General features: G+C 38.3%; 18 protein-coding genes. 11 read left to right on the plus strand and 7 right to left on the minus strand.

The genetic code is table 11. The features are described from left to right. Positions 1-1137, minus strand: a 1137-nt coding sequence (gene alaS / locus AC559H_RS12260) for an alanine--tRNA ligase (RefSeq protein WP_040957878.1), incomplete at its 3' end; no start/stop codon positions are given. Positions 1138-1178: 41 nt separating this feature from the next. On the opposite strand from alaS, the gene AC559H_RS12265 reads away from it, so the two are divergent. From AC559H_RS12265 to AC559H_RS12305, 9 genes are all read left to right on the plus strand, one after another. Further along, a complete protein-coding gene (locus AC559H_RS12265) occupies positions 1179-2651 on the plus strand; it encodes a DUF3370 domain-containing protein (RefSeq protein WP_026785936.1) in 1473 nt (490 codons plus the stop codon). A 124-nt stretch (positions 2652-2775) separates the two neighbouring features. Further along, on the plus strand, positions 2776-4287 hold the full coding sequence (locus AC559H_RS12270) for a type I restriction-modification system subunit M (RefSeq protein ID WP_026795682.1): 1512 nt from the start codon (positions 2776-2778) through the stop codon (positions 4285-4287). Between the two features lie 61 nt (positions 4288-4348). Next, complete coding sequence (locus AC559H_RS12275; RefSeq protein WP_026795681.1) at positions 4349-4681, plus strand: nucleotidyltransferase family protein; 333 nt, start codon at positions 4349-4351, stop codon at positions 4679-4681. Between the two features lie 111 nt (positions 4682-4792). Beyond that, positions 4793-5026, plus strand: a complete 234-nt coding sequence (locus tag AC559H_RS12280) for a hypothetical protein (RefSeq protein WP_026795680.1) — start codon at positions 4793-4795, stop codon at positions 5024-5026. Positions 5027-5029: 3 nt separating this feature from the next. Next, positions 5030-5440 carry a type II toxin-antitoxin system VapC family toxin gene (locus AC559H_RS12285; RefSeq protein ID WP_026795679.1) on the plus strand — a complete coding sequence of 137 codons (411 nt, stop codon included), beginning with the start codon at positions 5030-5032 and terminating at the stop codon, positions 5438-5440. A gap of 17 nt (positions 5441-5457) precedes the next feature. Beyond that, positions 5458-6642, plus strand: coding sequence for a restriction endonuclease subunit S (locus AC559H_RS12290; RefSeq protein ID WP_036833774.1), 1185 nt, complete (start codon positions 5458-5460; stop codon positions 6640-6642). 82 nt (positions 6643-6724) lie between these two features. Continuing rightward, positions 6725-7042 carry a DUF2281 domain-containing protein gene (locus AC559H_RS12295; RefSeq protein ID WP_202806336.1) on the plus strand — a complete coding sequence of 106 codons (318 nt, stop codon included), beginning with the start codon at positions 6725-6727 and terminating at the stop codon, positions 7040-7042. Between the two features lie 37 nt (positions 7043-7079). Further along, positions 7080-7226 (plus strand): hypothetical protein, encoded by a 147-nt coding sequence (locus tag AC559H_RS12300; RefSeq protein ID WP_155806178.1) that lies wholly within the window; start codon positions 7080-7082, stop codon positions 7224-7226. A gap of 75 nt (positions 7227-7301) precedes the next feature. Further along, positions 7302-10844, plus strand: coding sequence for a DEAD/DEAH box helicase family protein (locus tag AC559H_RS12305; RefSeq protein WP_026795677.1), 3543 nt, complete (start codon positions 7302-7304; stop codon positions 10842-10844). Between the two features lie 24 nt (positions 10845-10868). Here AC559H_RS12305 and AC559H_RS12310 read toward each other — a convergent pair whose 3' ends face one another. Beyond that, on the minus strand, positions 10869-11483 hold the full coding sequence (locus AC559H_RS12310; protein WP_026795676.1) for a Uma2 family endonuclease: 615 nt from the start codon (positions 11481-11483) through the stop codon (positions 10869-10871). A gap of 209 nt (positions 11484-11692) precedes the next feature. On the opposite strand from AC559H_RS12310, the gene AC559H_RS12315 reads away from it, so the two are divergent. Together AC559H_RS12315 and AC559H_RS12320 are read left to right on the plus strand one after the other, a co-directional pair. After that, positions 11693-12352 (plus strand): hypothetical protein, encoded by a 660-nt coding sequence (locus AC559H_RS12315; RefSeq protein ID WP_051319810.1) that lies wholly within the window; start codon positions 11693-11695, stop codon positions 12350-12352. A 235-nt stretch (positions 12353-12587) separates the two neighbouring features. Continuing rightward, a complete protein-coding gene (locus AC559H_RS12320; protein WP_026795675.1) occupies positions 12588-13295 on the plus strand; it encodes a hypothetical protein in 708 nt (235 codons plus the stop codon). Between the two features lie 38 nt (positions 13296-13333). Here AC559H_RS12320 and AC559H_RS12325 read toward each other — a convergent pair whose 3' ends face one another. The 5 genes from AC559H_RS12325 to AC559H_RS12345 form a co-directional block, all read right to left on the minus strand. Then, positions 13334-16150 carry a TIGR02921 family PEP-CTERM protein gene (locus tag AC559H_RS12325; RefSeq protein ID WP_026795674.1) on the minus strand — a complete coding sequence of 939 codons (2817 nt, stop codon included), beginning with the start codon at positions 16148-16150 and terminating at the stop codon, positions 13334-13336. A gap of 329 nt (positions 16151-16479) precedes the next feature. After that, positions 16480-16812 (minus strand): RNA-binding regulator, encoded by a 333-nt coding sequence (rbp, locus tag AC559H_RS12330; RefSeq protein WP_026795673.1) that lies wholly within the window; start codon positions 16810-16812, stop codon positions 16480-16482. Positions 16813-17190: 378 nt separating this feature from the next. Continuing rightward, positions 17191-17538 (minus strand): RNA-binding regulator, encoded by a 348-nt coding sequence (gene rbp, locus AC559H_RS12335; protein WP_026795672.1) that lies wholly within the window; start codon positions 17536-17538, stop codon positions 17191-17193. Between the two features lie 370 nt (positions 17539-17908). Then, positions 17909-18220 (minus strand): RNA-binding regulator, encoded by a 312-nt coding sequence (gene rbp, locus AC559H_RS12340; protein WP_026785916.1) that lies wholly within the window; start codon positions 18218-18220, stop codon positions 17909-17911. A 456-nt stretch (positions 18221-18676) separates the two neighbouring features. Further along, positions 18677-19285: a single-stranded DNA-binding protein gene (locus AC559H_RS12345; RefSeq protein ID WP_026798185.1), complete on the minus strand. Its 609-nt coding sequence runs from the start codon at positions 19283-19285 to the stop codon at positions 18677-18679. Positions 19286-19369 lie beyond the last annotated feature (84 nt).

Genomic DNA, 19369 nt, shown 5'->3' on the forward strand with positions numbered 1-19369 from the left:
CGCCTTGGTAATAATTTCAGCTAACAGTTTTTCACCCCGTTCTAAGGTTTCTAAGAACCGGGTTTCTTCTCTTTGTAATTCTGCTTTAATTGCGGTTTCCCGTTGACGCACATTAGGATAAACCGCTTCTGATAATTGAATGGCAGTTTCAGCGACTTGGGTGGTAAATTCCTGATTAATTCCAATTAACCGACCATGACGAACTACCCGCCGAATTAAGCGCCGGACAATATAACCCCGGCCAATATTAGACGCATTAACTCCATCAGCAATTAAATGCACAACCGCCCGAATATGATCCCCAATTACTTTTAGGGAAACCTTGGTTTTTTCGTCGGATTTCTGATAGTCTATTTGGGCAATTTCCGCCGCCGTTTTAATAATAGGAAAAATCAGATCGGTTTCATAATTATTAGGAACTTGCTGTAAAATTTGCGCCATGCGTTCTAACCCCATGCCCGTATCAATATTTTTATTTTGTAAAGGGGTTAAAATACCATCATTATCTCGGTTGTATTGCATAAATACTAAGTTATAAAACTCAATAAACCGAGAATCATCCTCTAAATCAATATTATCCTCGCCGCGTTCCGGGTGAAAATCATAATAAATTTCTGAACAAGGGCCACATGGGCCAGTGGGGCCAGATTTCCAGAAGTTGTCCGCTTCTCCCATGCGTTTAATGCGTTGGGGAGACACCCCAATTTCATCGCGCCAGATGGCAAAAGCTTCGTCATCTTCCTCGAACACACTCACCACTAAACGTTCTGGGGGTAACTCAAATACTTTTGTGGAAATTTCCCATCCCCAAGCGATCGCTTGTTGTTTAAAATAGTCTCCAAAACTGAAATTGCCCAACATTTCAAAAAAAGTATGATGTCTGGCCGTTCTGCCCACATTTTCAATATCATTAGTACGGATACATTTTTGGGAGGTGGTGGCGCGGGGAAATTCGGGTTGTCGCTGTCCCAGAAATATCGGTTTGAAGGGTAGCATCCCGGCAATGGTTAACAACACCGTCGGGTCTTCAGGAACTAGGGAAGCACTGGGCAGAATTTTATGCTCTTTTTCGGCATAGAAGTTGAGAAACTTTTGCCGAATTTCGCTGCCTGTGGAATACTGGGGAGAAAAAGTCATAATACTCACGGTAAAAAAATTAGACCAACCTTTCAGAATAAATGAAAGATCAAACCTTACATCGGATAATTCCTATTTTAATTGTTAGTTTGTCTGCCTTGGGGGGGGCGGTCGGAGGAATTTGTTTTCGGCAAACTGTCATTGTTGAACGGTTTCCTACCCTTCTGCCTCGGTTGCCCTTTGCCAATGCCTTACCACCCCAGGAAATTATTGCTGAGAATGAAGTCCGTCCCTTGCCTGGGAAACTGGATGAGGTGTTAATGTTTAATAGCAATAGTCCAGAATGGGTGAAACAGGAAGGAATTTTACTCTCAACCTTTCCGGGAGGATGGCGGGGTGATCCTGAAGCTCATTTAGAGTATCGTTTAACGGGAGAGTTTGAGGTATTTACACATCATTTTACCCACACTCCACCGGATTTAAAAACCTTGTATTTGGGGTTAATTGTTCATAATCCTGATAATGAACCTGTTACCGTTGAAGTATTGGCAGCAGCAAGTTATTTATTGGAGCCTGATGCTCCGTTTAAAGAAAAGCCTGCCATGAGTGATAATGCTAACGGTGAGATTTATTCCGGGCCTGGTATTCGGGCGGTGGATGATGTGTTAAGGGGAAAGCGACAGGTTGAATTTCCTGAAACCTTGGAAATTGGCCCTGGTGAAACTCAAATGTTAATGAATTTGCCTATCCCAGTTAAGGGGTTAAAACGTCCGGTGAATGGGCGTTCTACTTTTATGCGGTTGAAAGTTCGGGGTCAAACCGATGATTCTCCCCCGGCTTCAATTTATCTGGCTAGTTTAGCCCAATTTGCGAAAATAGAACCCGATGGTAAGGAGCGTGCGCCTACTTTGGAAGAATGGCAACAGTTACTTGACAATGGTAGTTTAGCACAACCCCGCGATAAAATTCCAACTCCTCCAGAACAAATAGGAGGCCAGTTAATTTATAGTCGGGTTGCGGGTATTCAACAAGGGGCAAAATGGGCAGCAGATTTAGTGGATGAGGGTAAAGATTTTCTGACTATTCCTGATAGGGGAAAGGGAATTTCTTTTCCTATTAGTACAGTTAGAGCGGGAACATTAGGAACAAAACAAGTGCAGGCGGCACCGTTAATTGTTCGTTATCCTGATACCGCATATCAATCTCATGGTAATTATGGAGTACACTATGATTTACAGATTCCCCTATTCAATGTAACGGATAAAACTCAAACAGTAGCAGTTACTTTGGAAACTCCATTCAAGGAAGAAAATTTATCAAAAAATGGATTAATTTTTCGACAACCCCCCTTAGATTTTCCATTTTTTCGAGGCACAGTTAGGTTAAGATATGAAGATGAACAAGGAAAAAATATTGTAAAATATATACATTTATGGCATCGTCGAGGGCAAATTGTTGACCCGTTAGTTCAATTAAAATTAAACCCGAAATCCTCCCGTTTTGTTAGAGTTGATTTTCGTTATCCTCCCGATGCTACACCCCCCCAAGTTGTGACCATTAAAACTTTAAATTAATCATCTCCAAGTACAAAAGAGGTAGAAAGAAGCCCAAAAATTTCGAGGTGGGAGATTGTTGTTAAAATAGTCTGATAATCATTGATAATAGGAAGGATAAGCACCAATAAAGGGATCTCAAGCAATGATTACAGGCGAGTTAAAATCCAAAGTTGATAAATTGTGGACAACGTTTTGGAATAACGGCATTAGTAACCCCCTGTCGGTGATCGAACAAATATCCTATTTACTGTTTATTAAACGCCTAGATGACCTACAATTAGCCCAAGAAAAGAAGATCAAACGCTTAGGGGGGCCATTAGAAAATCCCACTTTTACCCCAGAAAATAATCATTATCGTTGGTCTGAATTTAAGCATCAAGAATCTGCTGATATGTTAGTTACGGTCAGGGATTATGCCTTTCCTTTTATCAAAACTATCGGTAAGGAAGGGGGGACTTATGCCCAACACATGAAGGATGCTGTATTTTTAATTGCTAACCCTGCCCTATTAGCAAATGTAGTAGCACAAATTGACCTAATCTTTGAATTACTCAATCAACAAGCGAGTCAATCTCAAGATAAAACCTATATAGATTTACAGGGAGATCTTTATGAATATATGTTATCAAAACTCACCACCGCCGGAACAAATGGACAGTTTCGCACTCCTCGCCATATTATTAAAATGATCGTCGAATTAATGAATCCTAGCGCCCATGAGGTAATCTGTGATCCCGCTTGTGGGACGGGGGGCTTTTTGGTGGCGGTGGCAGAATATTTGCGTCAACAAAAAGATAGTGAGGGTCATTATATTTTGCATAATCCTGTTAATCAGAAGCACTTTAATCAGGAGATGTTTCACGGTTTTGACTTTGATGCGACCATGTTAAGAATTGGCAGTATGAATATGATGTTACATGGCATCGAAGATCCGAAAATTGAGGCGAGGGATTCCTTAGCAGAGGAGCATTCAGAAGTATCGGAAGCTTTTACTTTGATTTTAGCTAATCCTCCTTTTAAGGGATCGTTAGAAGCCAATACTATTGCTAAGGATTTAATCAAAATTATTAATACCAAAAAAACCGAGTTATTGTTTGCGGCGTTATTTTTGCGGTTATTAAAAAAAGGCGGGAGAGGGGCGGTAATTGTGCCGGATGGGGTGTTATTTGGTTCGTCTAATGCCCATAAAACCCTGCGTGAAACCCTTGTAGAAAATCATAAGTTAGATGGGGTGATCTCCATGCCTTCGGGGGTTTTCAAGCCTTATGCTGGGGTTTCTACGGCGGTGCTGATGTTTACTAAAACGGGGGTAGGAGGTACGGATGGGGTTTGGTTTTATGATATGGGTGCGGATGGTTTATCGTTGGATGATAAGCGTCAACCTGTGGAGGAAAATGATATTCCTGATATTATTGCTAAGTGGCGCGATCGCAATCTAAACAAAGATATTGACCGCAGCAGTAAGGCTTTTTTTGTGGCGAAGGAGGAAATTGTTAAAAATGGTTATGATTTATCGATCAATCGTTATAAGGAGGTAGAATATGGGGAAGTTAGTTATGAGTCTCCGGGGTTGATTTTAGGTAAGTTAAAGGTAATTGAAGGGGAGATTATGGCGGATTTGGAGGTGTTAGAGGAAATGTTAGGTATAGTATAAATACTGTCAAATGTTAGTCAACAATTAATGAACAATACCATATTCTATAGGTTGGAATATTATGGAAGTTGTAGTAGTAAACAGTAAAGAGGATATTTTTGAGCAATTACGCAAGCATCAAAAAACCTTAGAAGGTTATGGGGTAAGGCGATGTGGGTTGTTTGGTTCGTTTCGGCGAGGGGAAGCTACAGAAAACAGTGATATTGATTTGTTGGTGGAGTTTAAGCCGGAGTTGAAAACTTTTATGAATTTTATGGATTTATGCTTTTTCTTTGATGATTTATTTGGGCGTAAGGTAGATGTCTTAACTCCTGAGTCTTTGAGTCCCTATCTTCGGGATACAATTTTAGGGGAGGTGGAATATGTCTCATTAGCAAATTCAAGACATCCTTAGTCAGTTACAGGAATTAGCTCCCCCCTATCCCCGTTAGAAAAGAGATAAATTTTAGATAATATGTTAAGATCGCTATAGTTTGATTCAATTGCAGGGGTAATCAATTTTTTTATGAATATTAAGCAGTTAATTAAGGCGGAATTGGATCATTTATCAACTCAGGAATTACAGGAATTTTATGAGTTGTTAAAAAGTCGTAGTCAAGACAAAAAAAAGGTTGATCATGATTCTGATTGGGATAAACTTTCCCAAATATTAGATGAATGTCAAATTGAGACTGGGATTACTGATTTAGCTGAACAACATGATCACTATATTCACGGCACTCCTAAACGGGAAAATTAATTAATGAAAAAAGTTTTTGTGGATACTTCCGCTTTTTTAGCATTATTAAATAACTCGGATACATGGCATAAAAAAGCTAAGGAGATAGAATTATTTTTAAATCAAAATCGTTATCTGTGGGTAACGACAGATTTTGTAATTTTAGAATTAGGTGATGCTCTATGTAGTGTTTATTGGCGTTCTAAATTTACTAGATTTGTCAATATCATTAGGGATTTAGAATCAATATCAATCATCCCTTTAGAAAAAAATTTATTCAATCAAGGATTAGCTTTATATGAATCAAGACAGGATAAGGATTGGGGGTTAACGGATTGTATTAGTTTTGTGATTATGCAACGGGAAAATATCACGGAGGCTTTTACTACTGACAAGCATTTTGAACAGGCGGGGTTTATTCGTCTATTAATTTAATTAAAGGAGATGTCAGTATGGAATGGAAAGTTGTAAAATGTCAAGACGTTATAGATATTAGAGATGGAACTCATGACACCCCAAAGTATGTAAATGTTGGTTATCCATTAATCACATCAAAAAATCTCAAAAATGGATCAATTGATTTTTCAGAAGTTTCATATATTTCTGCTGAAGATTATATTGAGATTAATAAACGTTCAAAAGTTGATAAAGGGGATATTTTATTAGCAATGATAGGAACTATAGGCAATCCTGTTATTGTTGATGTTGATCAAGAATTTTCTATAAAAAATGTTGCACTTTTTAAGCTTCAAAATAGTCCTGTTGATCCAAGATTTTTTAAATATCTCCTTGAATCTTCAATTGTCAAAAAGCAATTAGAAAGAGAGACAAAAGGAGGAACACAAAAATTTGTCTCTTTAAAGGTGTTAAGGAACTTAGAAATCCCCTTACCCCCGATCGCATCTCAACGTAGAATAGCGAATATATTGGATAAAGCAGACGAAATTATCAGGAAAAGGAAAGATGCGATCGCCCTTACCGAACAACTGCAAAAATCCATCTTTCTCGATATGTTCGGCGATCCTGTTATTAATCCTAAAGGTTGGGAGGTTGTTGAATTAGGAAAATTAATTATAGGAAAACCTAACAATGGAATATTTAGAAAAAATGATGAATATGGAGGTAAAATTCCTGTTATTTGGGTGAAAGAACTTTTTAGGGATTCTATATTAAATACTAAAAATAGTATTTCTCTTGATCCTACAGAGCAAGAAATTAAAAAATTCGGATTAAAAAAAGGAGATATACTTTTTTGTCGTTCATCTTTAAAACTCGAAGGTATTGGTTATAATAATGTTTTTGATGATGAAGATGACTCAGCTTTATTTGAGTGTCATCTTATTCGAGTTAGCCCTAATCAATCTAAGATTAATAGTATTTTTTTAAACTATTTATTAAGAACTGAAGGGATGAGAAAAGTCATAATATCTAAGTCTAATACAGTAACAATGTCAACTATTGGACAAGAGCAAATAAAAACAATTCCAGTTATTTTACCGCCTAAAAACATTCAAGATAATTTTGATAAACAATTACGTTATTTAATAAAATTAATAGCGAAAAAACAATTTTTCTTACAAGAATCAGAAAATTTATTTAACTCCTTATTGCAAAAAGCATTCAAAGGTGAATTATAGATGAATAAAACCCAAACAAATTCTGTTTAAATCTGTTATAATTATGCTAATCTCAATCTAGTTGTTTATTTTTAACTTTAACATGATGCAAATTGAACTTAAACAAATCCAAGAAAATCCAGCAATTTTGGAAACATTAACCTTAGAAAATAATACTGTAATCATTACCCAAAATAATCAACCCCTTTATCAATTAACCAAAATTACTCAACCCAAACGTCGTCATCGTGGTGGTGCTAAAGGCTTGATTAAAATGAGTCCCGATTTTGATCAACCTTTACCCGAATTTGAGGAGTATACGTCCGATGAAGATCCGATTTTTGGGTTAGGGAAAAATCCCGTTAACAGTGGGATAACTGACGCTTCTAATAACTTAGACAAAACTACTATAAACTTTTAAAGACATGAAAAATATCATCATTAAAATATCGGAGAATATGACTAATTTAGAGATAGAAAAAATCAAGAGAAAAGCTAAAGCTAGTGATAACCTAAGTAGATTAATGGATCAAGCTAGTGAAGAAGCTCAATCCAATGGGTTAACTTCTGAAATATTAGAGGAAATATTAAACGAGAATGAATAACATTAGAATAGTTATAGATGTCAATGTAATCATAAGTGCATTATTGTTTCCTCAAACTAAACCAGAAACATCGCCATGTCATCCAACTTTGACTTTTTAAAACCCGACTTTCCCGAAATCTACGAAAGTGCCACCCGTGTCGAAACCCTCGCCCTAACCGATAGCCGTGCTTGTTGCTTCTATGCCCGTTATACCCTTGAGCAAGCCGTTATCTGGCTATATGATCATGACCCCTATTTAAAACTACCCTACGATAATAATTTAGGGGCATTAATCCACGAACAAACATTCAAAGATAACCTACCTCCTAACCTTTTCCCCAAAGTTCGTATCATCCACAAAATGGGCAACCGTGCCGCCCACAGTAACGAAAAAATCAGCGAAAAAGACGCAGATTATATTACTCAAGAATTATTCCATTTTCTCTATTGGCTTTGTCGCTACTATTCCCCCAACGGTAAAAACCTGCCTCAACTCCAATATATTCCCCCCGCTTCTACTCAGGAAAAGGTTAGAAGTGATCAAAAAACCCTTGCCCAACTGCAAAAACTAGAGCAAGAATTATCCCAAGCTCAAGAAATAGCAAGAATTGCCCAAAAAACCCAGCAACAAACAGAAGCAGAATATAACCAAATTAAAGCAGAAATTAGTCAACTCAAACAGGCAAATAGTAACGTTAAAGATCACCATGACTATAACGAAACCGATACCCGTAAATACTTAATTGATGTATTACTTAAAGAAATGGGTTGGGATTTAACTCAACCCCATTTTACCGAATATGAAATCACCGGAATGCCCGAAGCTGTTAACCCCACAGGTAAAGGCTATATTGATTATGTATTATGGGATGATAACGGCTTACCCCTTGCTGTTATTGAAGCTAAACGTACCCAAAAAGACGCAAATCTAGGTAAACGACAGGCCCAACTTTATGCTGACTGTTTAGAAAAACAATTTAATCAACGCCCGATTATTTTCTACACTAACGGCTATCAAACCTATCTCTGGGATGATGGCAACTATCCCCCGCGCCTGGTGGAAGGCTTCTTAAAAAAAGATGAATTACAAAGGATAATTTATCGCCGCAGTCACCGCAAACCCTTTGAGATCGTTTTACCCAATCAAGAAATAGCCGGGAGAAGCTACCAAATAGAAGCCCTGAAACGAGTCACAGAAACCTTTAACAAAAAAGCCCGGAAAGCCTTGCTCGTCATGGCAACAGGCACAGGGAAAACCAGAACAGTGATCGCCCTTGTTGATATATTAACTAGAGCTAATTCGATTAAAAGAGTCTTGTTTTTGGCTGACCGCACCTCTTTAATTACCCAAGCTAAAAGAGCGATTCAGAAACACTTACCCCACGCCACGGCCATAGACTTAACCCAAGAAAAAGACGTAAGCGGTGCTGATATCATCCTCTCCACCTACAAAACTATGATGAATCGCATCAACAACGACAACGACATTCCCCCCTTGGTAAGGGGGGTTAGGGGGGTTAGGGGGGATCAAACCTTAGTAAGGGAAACTAGGGGGGAGCAAAAAAAAGATGAAATTAATCGCCTGTTTGGAGTCGGTTATTTCGACTTAATTATTATAGATGAAGCCCATCGCAGTATTTACCAAAAATATCAAGCCCTCTTTACCTATTTCGATGCTTTGTTAATCGGTTTAACCGCCACCCCCAGAAACGAAATTAACCGAGACACCTACCGCATTTTTGAATTAGAAGCGGGTAATCCCACGTTTGCCTATGAATTACAAGATGCGATCGCCGATGGCTATTTAGTGCCGCCGACGGGTATCAATGTACCGTTTAAATTTCTCCGTAGTGGGGTGAAATATGCCGATCTTACCCCAGAAGAAAAATTAGAATATGAAGAAAAATTCTATAACGAAGAAACTGGGGAAATACCCAAGGAAATTAACGCCGCCGCCCTCAACGGTTGGTTATTTAATATTGATACGGTGGATAAAGCCTTAGAAATTCTTATGGATTGGGGTTTAAAAATCCATCAGGGCGATCGCCTGGGCAAAACTATTATTTTCGCCCGAAATCATCAACACGCCCAATTTATCGAAGAAAGATTTAACTATAACTATCCCCAATATAAAGGCAAATTTGCCCGTGTTATCGACAGCTATAACAATTATGCTCAAAGTCTGCTTGATGACTTCTCAGAAGCGGAAAAAGAGCCAATGATAGCTATTTCTGTGGATATGTTAGACACGGGGGTAGATGTGCCAGAAGTGGTAAATTTAATGTTTTTTAAACCCGTTTACTCAGAGGTAAAATTCAATCAAATGATCGGCAGAGGCACTCGTTTATGCCCTAATTTATTCGGATTTGGCAAGGATAAAACGGAATTTTTGATATTTGACCTATGCGATAATTTTACCTATTTTAATCAAGAAATAACCGAAAAAGAACAATCCCCGGCTGAATCATTACAAACTCGACTTTTAAAGGCAAAATTAGAGTTATGGGACTGTTTAAATACCGCAGAAACTACAACCCTTGTGAATAACCCTCAAAATCGAGTTAAAGAGTCTCAAGCGTCCTATACTGTCGTTAAAACCGATAATCTCAAGGAAAAAATACTAGATGAATTACATCAGCACGTTGCCAGTATGGAAGAAAATAATTTTCTAGTGCGTCGTTACTTAGAAACCGTTTTAACTTTCCGTCAACGGGAAAAATGGCAGAATTTAAACCCAGAAGATCGGCAAGTTATTGTTAATACCCTGATCCCCCTCCCCAATACTTTACCCGTAGAAAATCCTCGGATTAAAAACTTTGATCTGCTGTGTCTGAAAATTCAGTTAGCTATCCTCAAAAATAGCCCAAATTTTGAAAGATTACGGGATCAAATCAGGGATTTATTAACCCGTTTAGAAACTAAAAAAACCATCCCTATTGTTAAGGATAAATTGAATTTAATTGAACAAGTACAGACAGAAAGATGGTGGCAAGATGTGACGGTTTATTTAGTAGAAGAAATGCGGCTAAATTTCCGAGATTTAATGGTGTTAATTGATCAACGGGATGAAATCATTATCTATACTGATTTTGAGGATGAATTAGGGGATTTAGAAATCTTAGAAGTACCTAACCGTCAAACAGGTTTCAGCCCCTATCAATACAAAAAAAGAGTAGAAAGCTATATTTTAGCCCATCAAGATCATATTGCGATCGCTAAGTTAAAGAGAAATCTACCTCTAACTGACACTGATTTACAGGAATTAGAAAAGATGTTATTTACCTCAGAGGCGCTAGAATCTAGGGATAAATTCGAGTTAGTATATGGTAAAAATATTAACCTGAAAAGTTTTATGTTGGAATTGGTGGGTTTAGACAGAAACACCGCCAAACAAGCCTTTAGTAAATATTTGGAAAATAACAATCTCAATGCTAATCAAATTCGTTTTATTGAACAAATTATTAACTGGTTAACCCAACGTGGGGTTATGAAGCCCTCTCGTTTGTATGAATCCCCTTTTACTGATATTCACACCGCAGGATTAGATGGAGTTTTTAACAATGAGGATGCTAATAATATTATTACCATAATTCGCTCTTTTGATCAACCGATAGAAACAAGTTTTTACTCTGCTTGATTGAAAGACTAGGTTTTTATTATATTAAATAACTCCAGCTTGAAATATTTGTTCGGCCGTTAAACTTAACTCTGGAAAAACCAAGGACTGAATGCACTCATTTTCTTGAAATTGATTAACTTGGTATTCTCCATCGACTAAAAAGTAAACAGAAATAGTCGGTTTTTTGGGATTACCAATAAATTTACGAGCACCCAGGGCTAGATAATCTACAATCCAATATTCAACGATTCCAATATCTTCGTACTCCCCATATTTTTTATAATAATCATCCCGCCAATTAGTGCTAACGACTTCAATCACTAAAGGAATAGACTTACCCAAAGTTACAGTAGAATATTTCTTCCAAAAAGGTTCATTCACTAAATTAGAACGATCCAATAATAAGATATCTGGCGAATAAGCCGACTCACTTGAAGCTGATTTAACCAGTGCCGTTTTCGGAATAGAATAAGAAAGATGGAGGCGCACATATTCTAAAGTCAATTTTTCAGCTAAAAAACCCACAATATTTTCATGTTCTCCCGTCGGTTGTGGCATTTCAATAATTGCTCCTTGATGGAGTTCATAGCGTTTATTGTCCGGTTTCCACTGGATAAATTCAGCAAAATTTGTTGGTTTTGGTAAGGATTGAACCATAATTTATATCAATTGCAATAAATCCGAGTTAGTAGTCATTTAAAAAAATAATAAGCATTTATATTTTAGCATAAAATCGACCTGTTTAGAAAAGCACAAGGTAGGAGCGTCCTCGATCCCTTGCCGTGATCGGTTAAAATAGGTAATATTAAAATAAGTGTTAGCTGATGTCTGCGTTCCGCTTACAAACCCTACAATTGAGGTGAATTATGGAATCTGTTATTAAACTTTCGGCCCTGAATCCCCGTTCAATCGAAATTCGCTTAATTGAAGGTCGGGATGAGGCGTGTATTTGGGTGAATGAAGATTATTTTTCCTTAGTGACGGGGCAAAAACTTAATATTTCTTCTACTTCTAGCTTACAAGAAGGGGTTAATTTATTAAACTTGATGATTAAGACCTATCCGCTTAAAGAACGAATTCTCAGAGGGTTATTTGGTCAAGATTGGTGTGGACGTTTTGAACTTTATATTGATGGAAAATTACGAGGAACTTATAATCAAAGTGGCGGTGAGATTCTCGGTTCTCGTGAATATACCGTTGCTAAAATTGAACTCAATATTAATCGTGATCCCAGCAAAGATAAGCCTGATACGACTCAAAAAGAACTTTTAGAAATTATTAATCGTTTACAAAATATTCCAGGGATGACCCTAGCTAATTCTGGGGATGTTCAATATTCTACTGCTTATATTCTCCTAAAGAATAAATTTAAGATTAATATGTGGAAAAACTTGGCAGGGGTTGATCATGTCTTTGTCCTTGATTCTTCAGGAAATTGTTGTTTTGCGGGTTATGTGGGATGGATTCATGCTCAAAAATTCTATCAAACTTTACAGCAAATTCAGAATGATTTTTCTGGGGTTTAAAGAGCGATCTCCATTAATTTCATCTAATCCGAGAACCAATCTCAACCCAAAGTTGCAATTTTTAAACAAAACATTACAATACTTAAGCTGAAGACTTACCTTTTCCTGATAATTTCTTTCAGGGCGTGACCTTTGTTTTCTCTCCCTTGCCGTGATAGGTTAAAATAGGTAATATTATAATAAGTGTTAGCTGATGCCTGCACTGCGCTTACACACCCTACAATTGAGGTGAATTATGAAACCTATGATCCAACTTTCGGCCCTGAATACCAGTTTCATCGAAGTTCGCTTAATTGAAGGTCGGGATGAAGCCTATATTCTGGTGAATGAACATTATTTTTCCTTGATGACGGGGAAAAAAATTAATATTTCTTCTGCTTTGCAAGAAGGAGTTAATTTATTGAATTTTATGATTAAAACTTACAGTCTAAAAGAACGAATTATCAGAGGGTTATTTGGTCAAGATTGGTGTGGACGTTTTGAACTTTATATTGATGGAAAGTTACGAGGAACTTATAATAAAAGTGGCGGTGAGATTTTCGGTTCTGGTGAATATACCGTTGCTAAAATTGAACTCAATATTGAACGTGCTCCCACTCCCACCCCAACCCCAACCCCAACCCCAACCCCAACCACTGGTAACACCACTGGTACCACCACTGGTACCACCACTGATACCACCATCGAAGATATTATAAACAGATTACAAAAAATCAAGGGTATGAATCCTACCCATTTCCAAAATGTAGGATATTCAACCCCCTACATTACATTAAAGAATAATATAAAAATCAATGTTTGGAAAAACTTAGTAGAAGTTGATCATGTGTTTTTGATTGACCCGGAGGGAAATTGTCGTTTTGCGGGTTATGTGGCATGGGTTCGTCGTAAAAAATTCTATCGAGCTTTACAGCAAATTCGGAATGATTTTCCTGGGGTTTAAAGAGAAATCGGTTTTAATTTAATCATTTAATTAAAATATCAAAACCAATTTTTAGTTTTATTTCTTTGAGATTGAACAACAATAAACAGGGCAATAACCCCTAAACCAATTGTCATTCCAGGTTCAGGAACACTAGCAGCTTTAAGTGGATTATTCGGTTTATTTAACTGTTCTTTACCATCCTCTATTTGACGATTAAATCGATCCTTAGAGGCTTCTGCGTCTTTCAAGGCTTGACGTTGTTCATCATTCACTAGAACAATCATCGAAGAATAGGGGGTAACAATATTATAGGTCTTGGCGATCGCATGAATAGCATCTAATTTAGCTAATTGTTGTTCAGGGTTTTTCTGACTTAATCCCCGAACTAATAATCGCGCTGCAATTTGTTCAAACCCCTGGGATTTTTGAGCTTTTTCCGTCGTTTTTTCCATTAACCAAGCATAGCCATCCGCCACGGTTAAAACCTGGGGTTTTTCTTGATTTTTTCCTAACTTGGGTTGAGTTGAACCTGCCAATTTTTGGGTTAATTGTTCCGTTGTCGCCACCCGTTTCATCACTTCAGAAATATCAGTTGAAACCCCGCCCCCACTATGTTGAATCATCTTTAAAGTTCCATCTTCATAAGCACCAGCCAGGGAACCCAAATGCACAATCCATAGAGGAATAGAAAGCTGGGGAACCTCGGTTTTATCTTCCGATAATTCATAACTTCCTTCATCACTAATTAATACAATTCCGTCGTAGGCTTCATTTCCTCGCAACTGTATAAACTGGCGCAGCATTTCTTTAATTTGTAAAGTTCCATAAAAGACTTTTTGATTCACCTGAAACCGTGGCAAATCATTCATAAATTGGGGTTGATTTCCCGCCGTTGCTGTTACAAATAAATCCGCCTGATTTTGGGTCAGAATATTAGTCTTAAACCAATCTAAGGTTTTCACTAATTCCTGTTTATGGGTTTCCATACTTCGAGAGGTATCTAAAATAATCGCAAATCGTTGATTTTGGGGTAATATATAATCTTTTTCAGCTAAGGGTTGAACCGTAATTTTATAATCATCTAAACTGACTTGATGGGATTGAATTGGATGTTGAGAAGCGGGTAAATTAGCCTCTAACCAATCCTTTTCAAATCCTTTAATTAATTTTTGATTTCTAATTCTTTCCGTGGCTTTTGTCCAGAAAATATTACGTTTTTCTCCCAATTTAGGCAACGGCCATTGATTACCTTGAACCATGACTTTATAAGTTAACCACAGATGCAATTCTGCGGGAGGATTAAGATTATTTCTAACCCAAGAAAATGATTTCGGTGGAATCGGAAATGCACGCAGTCGATAATGTTGGGTTCCCACCTGTTCTAACAATGCTGGGTCAACGGGACGTTCCCGTTTAACCTGAGAATTATATACTTTTTGCGCCGCACCCCTCGGAGAAACCGTAAAGGGAAAACGGCTGGCTTTATTATTCGTATCTCCTAACCAAAGTCCCGTAATTACGGCGGTTTCAGGTAAGGTGAAAGAGTAAAAAATCTCCTCTACATCCTTAGTTTGATTTTGGTAAATTTCGTGAATTTCAACTTCTCCCCAGTCTCCCTGTTCTTGAACAGTAACCTCTTGTTTTGCTAACCAAACTTTTTTCTGATTAATATTCAATAAACCAGCTTTAGCATCATCTAAAATAACTGTAGATTTAAGCGCGTGTTGAATCGCCAGACGTTCTCCTTTTTCAATGGGAGCATCAAAAAAATTAGCATATAGTTTCTCAGCTTTATCCACATCCTTATCTAAATCTCCTTGATAAAGAAAGGGAGAGATCAGTTGATTATAACTATTTTGAAGACTATCTAAAAGAGGTTGAGGTAAATTAAAAACATCTTTATACATTGCCTCAATAGAATTACTATCTTTAACTGCTCCTAAATAACGATATGGGGATAAATAGGCGTTAACTAATCCTCTACGAATAGATTGAGATTGGGCTAATAATTCTTGTTTTTGGGGTTCGGTTTGGGGAATATTTTCTAACTTTTGAAAGGCTAAAAATTGAGGTTGACGCAGAAAACTAATTAATAATACAGTCCAAAGGGTTACAACTCCTAATGAGATTTGGACGGTGCGAGTCCGACCATATTGGGCTGAAAATTTGCCTAAAATTCGTTGTCCTGAATGAACATAAAGAGCAACTAAAGCCGAAGGCATTCCTAAAAATAATGTTGCTGTTCCGGCGCAAAGAATCGTCATCACAGCAAAACCTAACAAGAAATTATGAGTTAAATCCCACCACAAATATTCTAACCACTGAAATGAAAAAAACTGTCTTAACAGAACAACAGCAGCCGGAACTGCATAATATAGCAGAATAATTCCTAAATAAAATCCGACCAATAACATCAGGCTATGGACAGCTAATTGTATTCCCGATAAAATTCGAGATGTTTTATGCTGTTTTTCTCCTAAATATCCCCAGACTAATTCTATAAAAAAGGCAGTAATACAAATTAAAATAGTGCTTAATACGAAACGACTAGCCGGGGTCATTTCCCGCAGAATAAATAATCTTACCAGACAGAATAAAAATAGCGGTGCTTCTAAACCATAAAATAACCGGATTAACTCTACAGGTCTTTGACGAAAATTCCTATTTGCAATAATCACGCAAACGGTGGGAATTGCAATTAAAGCCAGGATGGTTAGAGTAAATTCTAGTTCGATTTCTCCAGCAAAGGTCGCTAAGACCAGAAAAATTGCTAGAAAAGGTAAAATCCAAATATAAACAACGGTGAGGAACGTGATATTCCACAACCAAAAAATTAATCCGAACAGGGCATGAACGGTTTTAGTTATATTCATATTACCCGATTAGGCTATGTATCAAGGTAGAAGATTCAACCGAAAACTATCGCAGCCACTCTATCATCAAGTATAGCAGGAGGCAATAGGGAATAGGCAATCTCGCTATAGGTAAATACTTACTATGAGCAGCTTTTAGCTTTCAAGAATGTCCTAATAGATGCGGCAACTGCTATATAACTCTCTACAATTGAGCTATCACCGATTACTGAATTGTAAAAACAGAAATTATAAAAAAAGCTCAGGTATGATTACCTAAGCTTTCCTTATTTAGATGAAATCGAGGATATCCTGGGAATCAGTCCTAATCCAAGGGGTCAAAAAGCCATTTAATAGCGACCACGACCACCGCCACCGCCACCGCCACCATAGCCACCGCGACCGCCACCGCCACTGCGACCACCACCCGGCGGTCGGTCTTCTTTAGGTTTGGCTTTGTTAACTTTCAAGTCTCGACCCATCCATTCCGCTCCATCTAGTGCTTGAATAGCTGCTGTTTCTTCTGTGTCATTTTCCATTTCCACAAAAGCAAAGCCGCGCACTCGACCTGTTTCACGATCTGTAGGGAGTTGAACCCGTTTAACATTACCGTACTCTTTAAAGACCTCTTTTAGATCTTCTTCTTTAACTTCATAAGAAAGATTGCCGACATAAATAGACATAGGGTATCTCCAAAATCAAAATAGTGCGGAGGTTAGAATTTCGGAGAGAAGCCTGTCCAAACCAAACGGGAAATGCCCATCAAGACTACAAACAAAAGCTACAACCGAATTTTACTCTCATTAACCACTCTAGTATAACCTATTTTTAACTAAATTGACAATTCTGCAACAATTACCAAAATTTTGACTTTACTAAGGAACCTTTTAATCTTGGGATTCAGCCTGATCTAGCAACCTCAACCAATCTCAAATCAAAAAGCCTAGATATTACGACCTAACCAATAAAAAAGCTCAGGTATCGCGACCTAAGCCTTTTTATTGAGATGAAATCAAGGAGACCCTCAAAGTCAATACTAATCGAAGGGGTTAAAAAGCAACTTAGTAGCGAGAACCGCGACCACCGCCACCGCCACCGCCACCACCGCGACCACCGCCACCGCCACCACCATAGGCGGAACGACCACCAACACCTGGTCCTCGGTCTTCTTTAGGTTTGGCTTTGTTCACTTTCATGGTTCGACCCATCCAATCGGCTCCATCAAGCTCTTGAATGGCTTGGTCTTCTTCCGCTTCAGTTTCCATTTCCACAAAAGCAAAGCCTCTGACTTTTCCTGTTTCACGGTCTTTAGGAAGTTGAACTCGTTTAACCTCACCGTACTCTTTAAAGACCTCTTTTAGATCTTCTTCAGTAACTTCATAAGAAAGATTGCCGACATAAATAGACATAGGGTATCTCCAAAATCAAAATAGTGCGGAGGTTAGAATTTCGGAGAGAAGCCTGTCCAAACCAAACGGGAAATGCCCATCAAGACTACAAACAAAAGCTACAACCGAATTTTACTCTCACTGATTACTTTAGCACAACCTGTTGAAAAACAGGCACTTACACTCCTGTAACAATCCTGGGGATTCGTCTGGGAATTTTTTCTCCACTGAGGACTACTTTTAGTACAAATATAAGCATTCATTCTGCTATCCTTGTCCTTGCCGCAAGCTCCTCAAGCGTAAATTTTTTCCCAGTCCGGGAGTGGGTTTTAATGTCTTGCACTGACAACTTTCACTCTAAAAAATTACAGGGCAGAAGAGAAGTCAAATTTTAGTAGCTTCGTGAGCTATTTCTGTTATTTCCCCAGCCACCACCAGAATGATCAGAAGGCTTGCGATCTTCTCTGGGTCTGGCTTTATTCACCTTCAGGACTCGACCCATCCATTCTGCTGAATCGAGTTCACCAATTGCTTTGGTTTCTTCGTCATCCGTTGCCATTTTGATGAAGCCAAAACCCCGTTTTCTTTGGGTTTCCCGGTCAATGGGAATTTGAACATCTGTAACGGAACCATATTCACCAAACACTTGAGTGAGGTCGGTTTCTGTTACGTCGTAAGACAGATTGCCTACATAAATCGTCATTAATTACCTTTTCAGTCAAAAATCAAGGGGTGTGCGGAGATTGGAATTCGGAGGCAAGCGGGTAGAACTTACACTAAAGAGCGAAAATATTCCTGATGCCGTAGCAAACTAGGCTACCGATATCTAATCCTTTGAGAATCATAACATTCTTTTTGGGAAATGCTGTATCTATCTTTTGGTAGACTTAATTTTCATGACTTGATTGTGCTTAAACTGAATCCTATCTAGGCTCCGATCCGATTGTTACATATTGTGAACTACCTACACTGACCTGATGGTACAGTGTAGGCTTCCCAATTCAATGGGGACTGCCTCGGACTTCATGGATTTTTTACGTCCCGAAGATTTTGGTCTTACATCCCCTCCAAGGGCAGAGAAGCTCGTTTTAAACCAACTTTTTACTTTTTTCACCCCGGCTTAAAAGCACGGGGCGTGATTGTTTCTACACAACTTCAGTTAAAATTTTCGACTTTCAAACCCAACCCGGGGACAATTCATTTCTAATTCCCAAAAGTCAGTCAATCCCATCTTAATTGTTTGGAATGGGACAGGTCGCATAAACGGAATCGGATCGTAATCGGGGTTATCGGGTTCATCGGGGGCAGTTGTTCTAGGGGGGGCGGAATTAGTCGGGGGACGACGGGATTCTTGGGGTTCGTCGGCAGTCGGGGCAGAAGTGCTGGCGCGACGTGAGCCCAAGGGAACCACTTTGTTTTGAGTCGGGGTGGCGGGATCGAAAGTTTGGGTGGGTCTGGAAAGATCCATTTGTGCCGGATAAATCCGTTGGGCAGTCAGTTCTGCCCGCTTTTCCTTAAATCCTTCCTGTCGTTCAATGGTATTCATTCCCAAACGACCTTCGATAATAATTTGATCTCCTTGATGATATTTTTCGTGAACTTCCTGCGCGAAATTTCCCCATGCGATTACTTTTAAAGTGGCGGGCGGATCGACATCCCGTAGTCCGGGAAACTGAACCAACATTTCAGTAAGGGCAATTTGATTATCGGGGGTATAACGAAGTTGCGGATCTTGAATGATCTCCGCCATTAGAATAATACTGTTCATTTTTTGATCAATAAATTTGTTTGCCGTGGGAGTGTTCTCCCTTGCTATTCATGAAACTCTCCCCAAAAGTTGAGTTTTTTCAAT

Source organism: Planktothrix prolifica NIVA-CYA 540 (assembly GCF_963864145.1).
Lineage (GTDB): Bacteria > Cyanobacteriota > Cyanobacteriia > Cyanobacteriales > Microcoleaceae > Planktothrix > Planktothrix agardhii.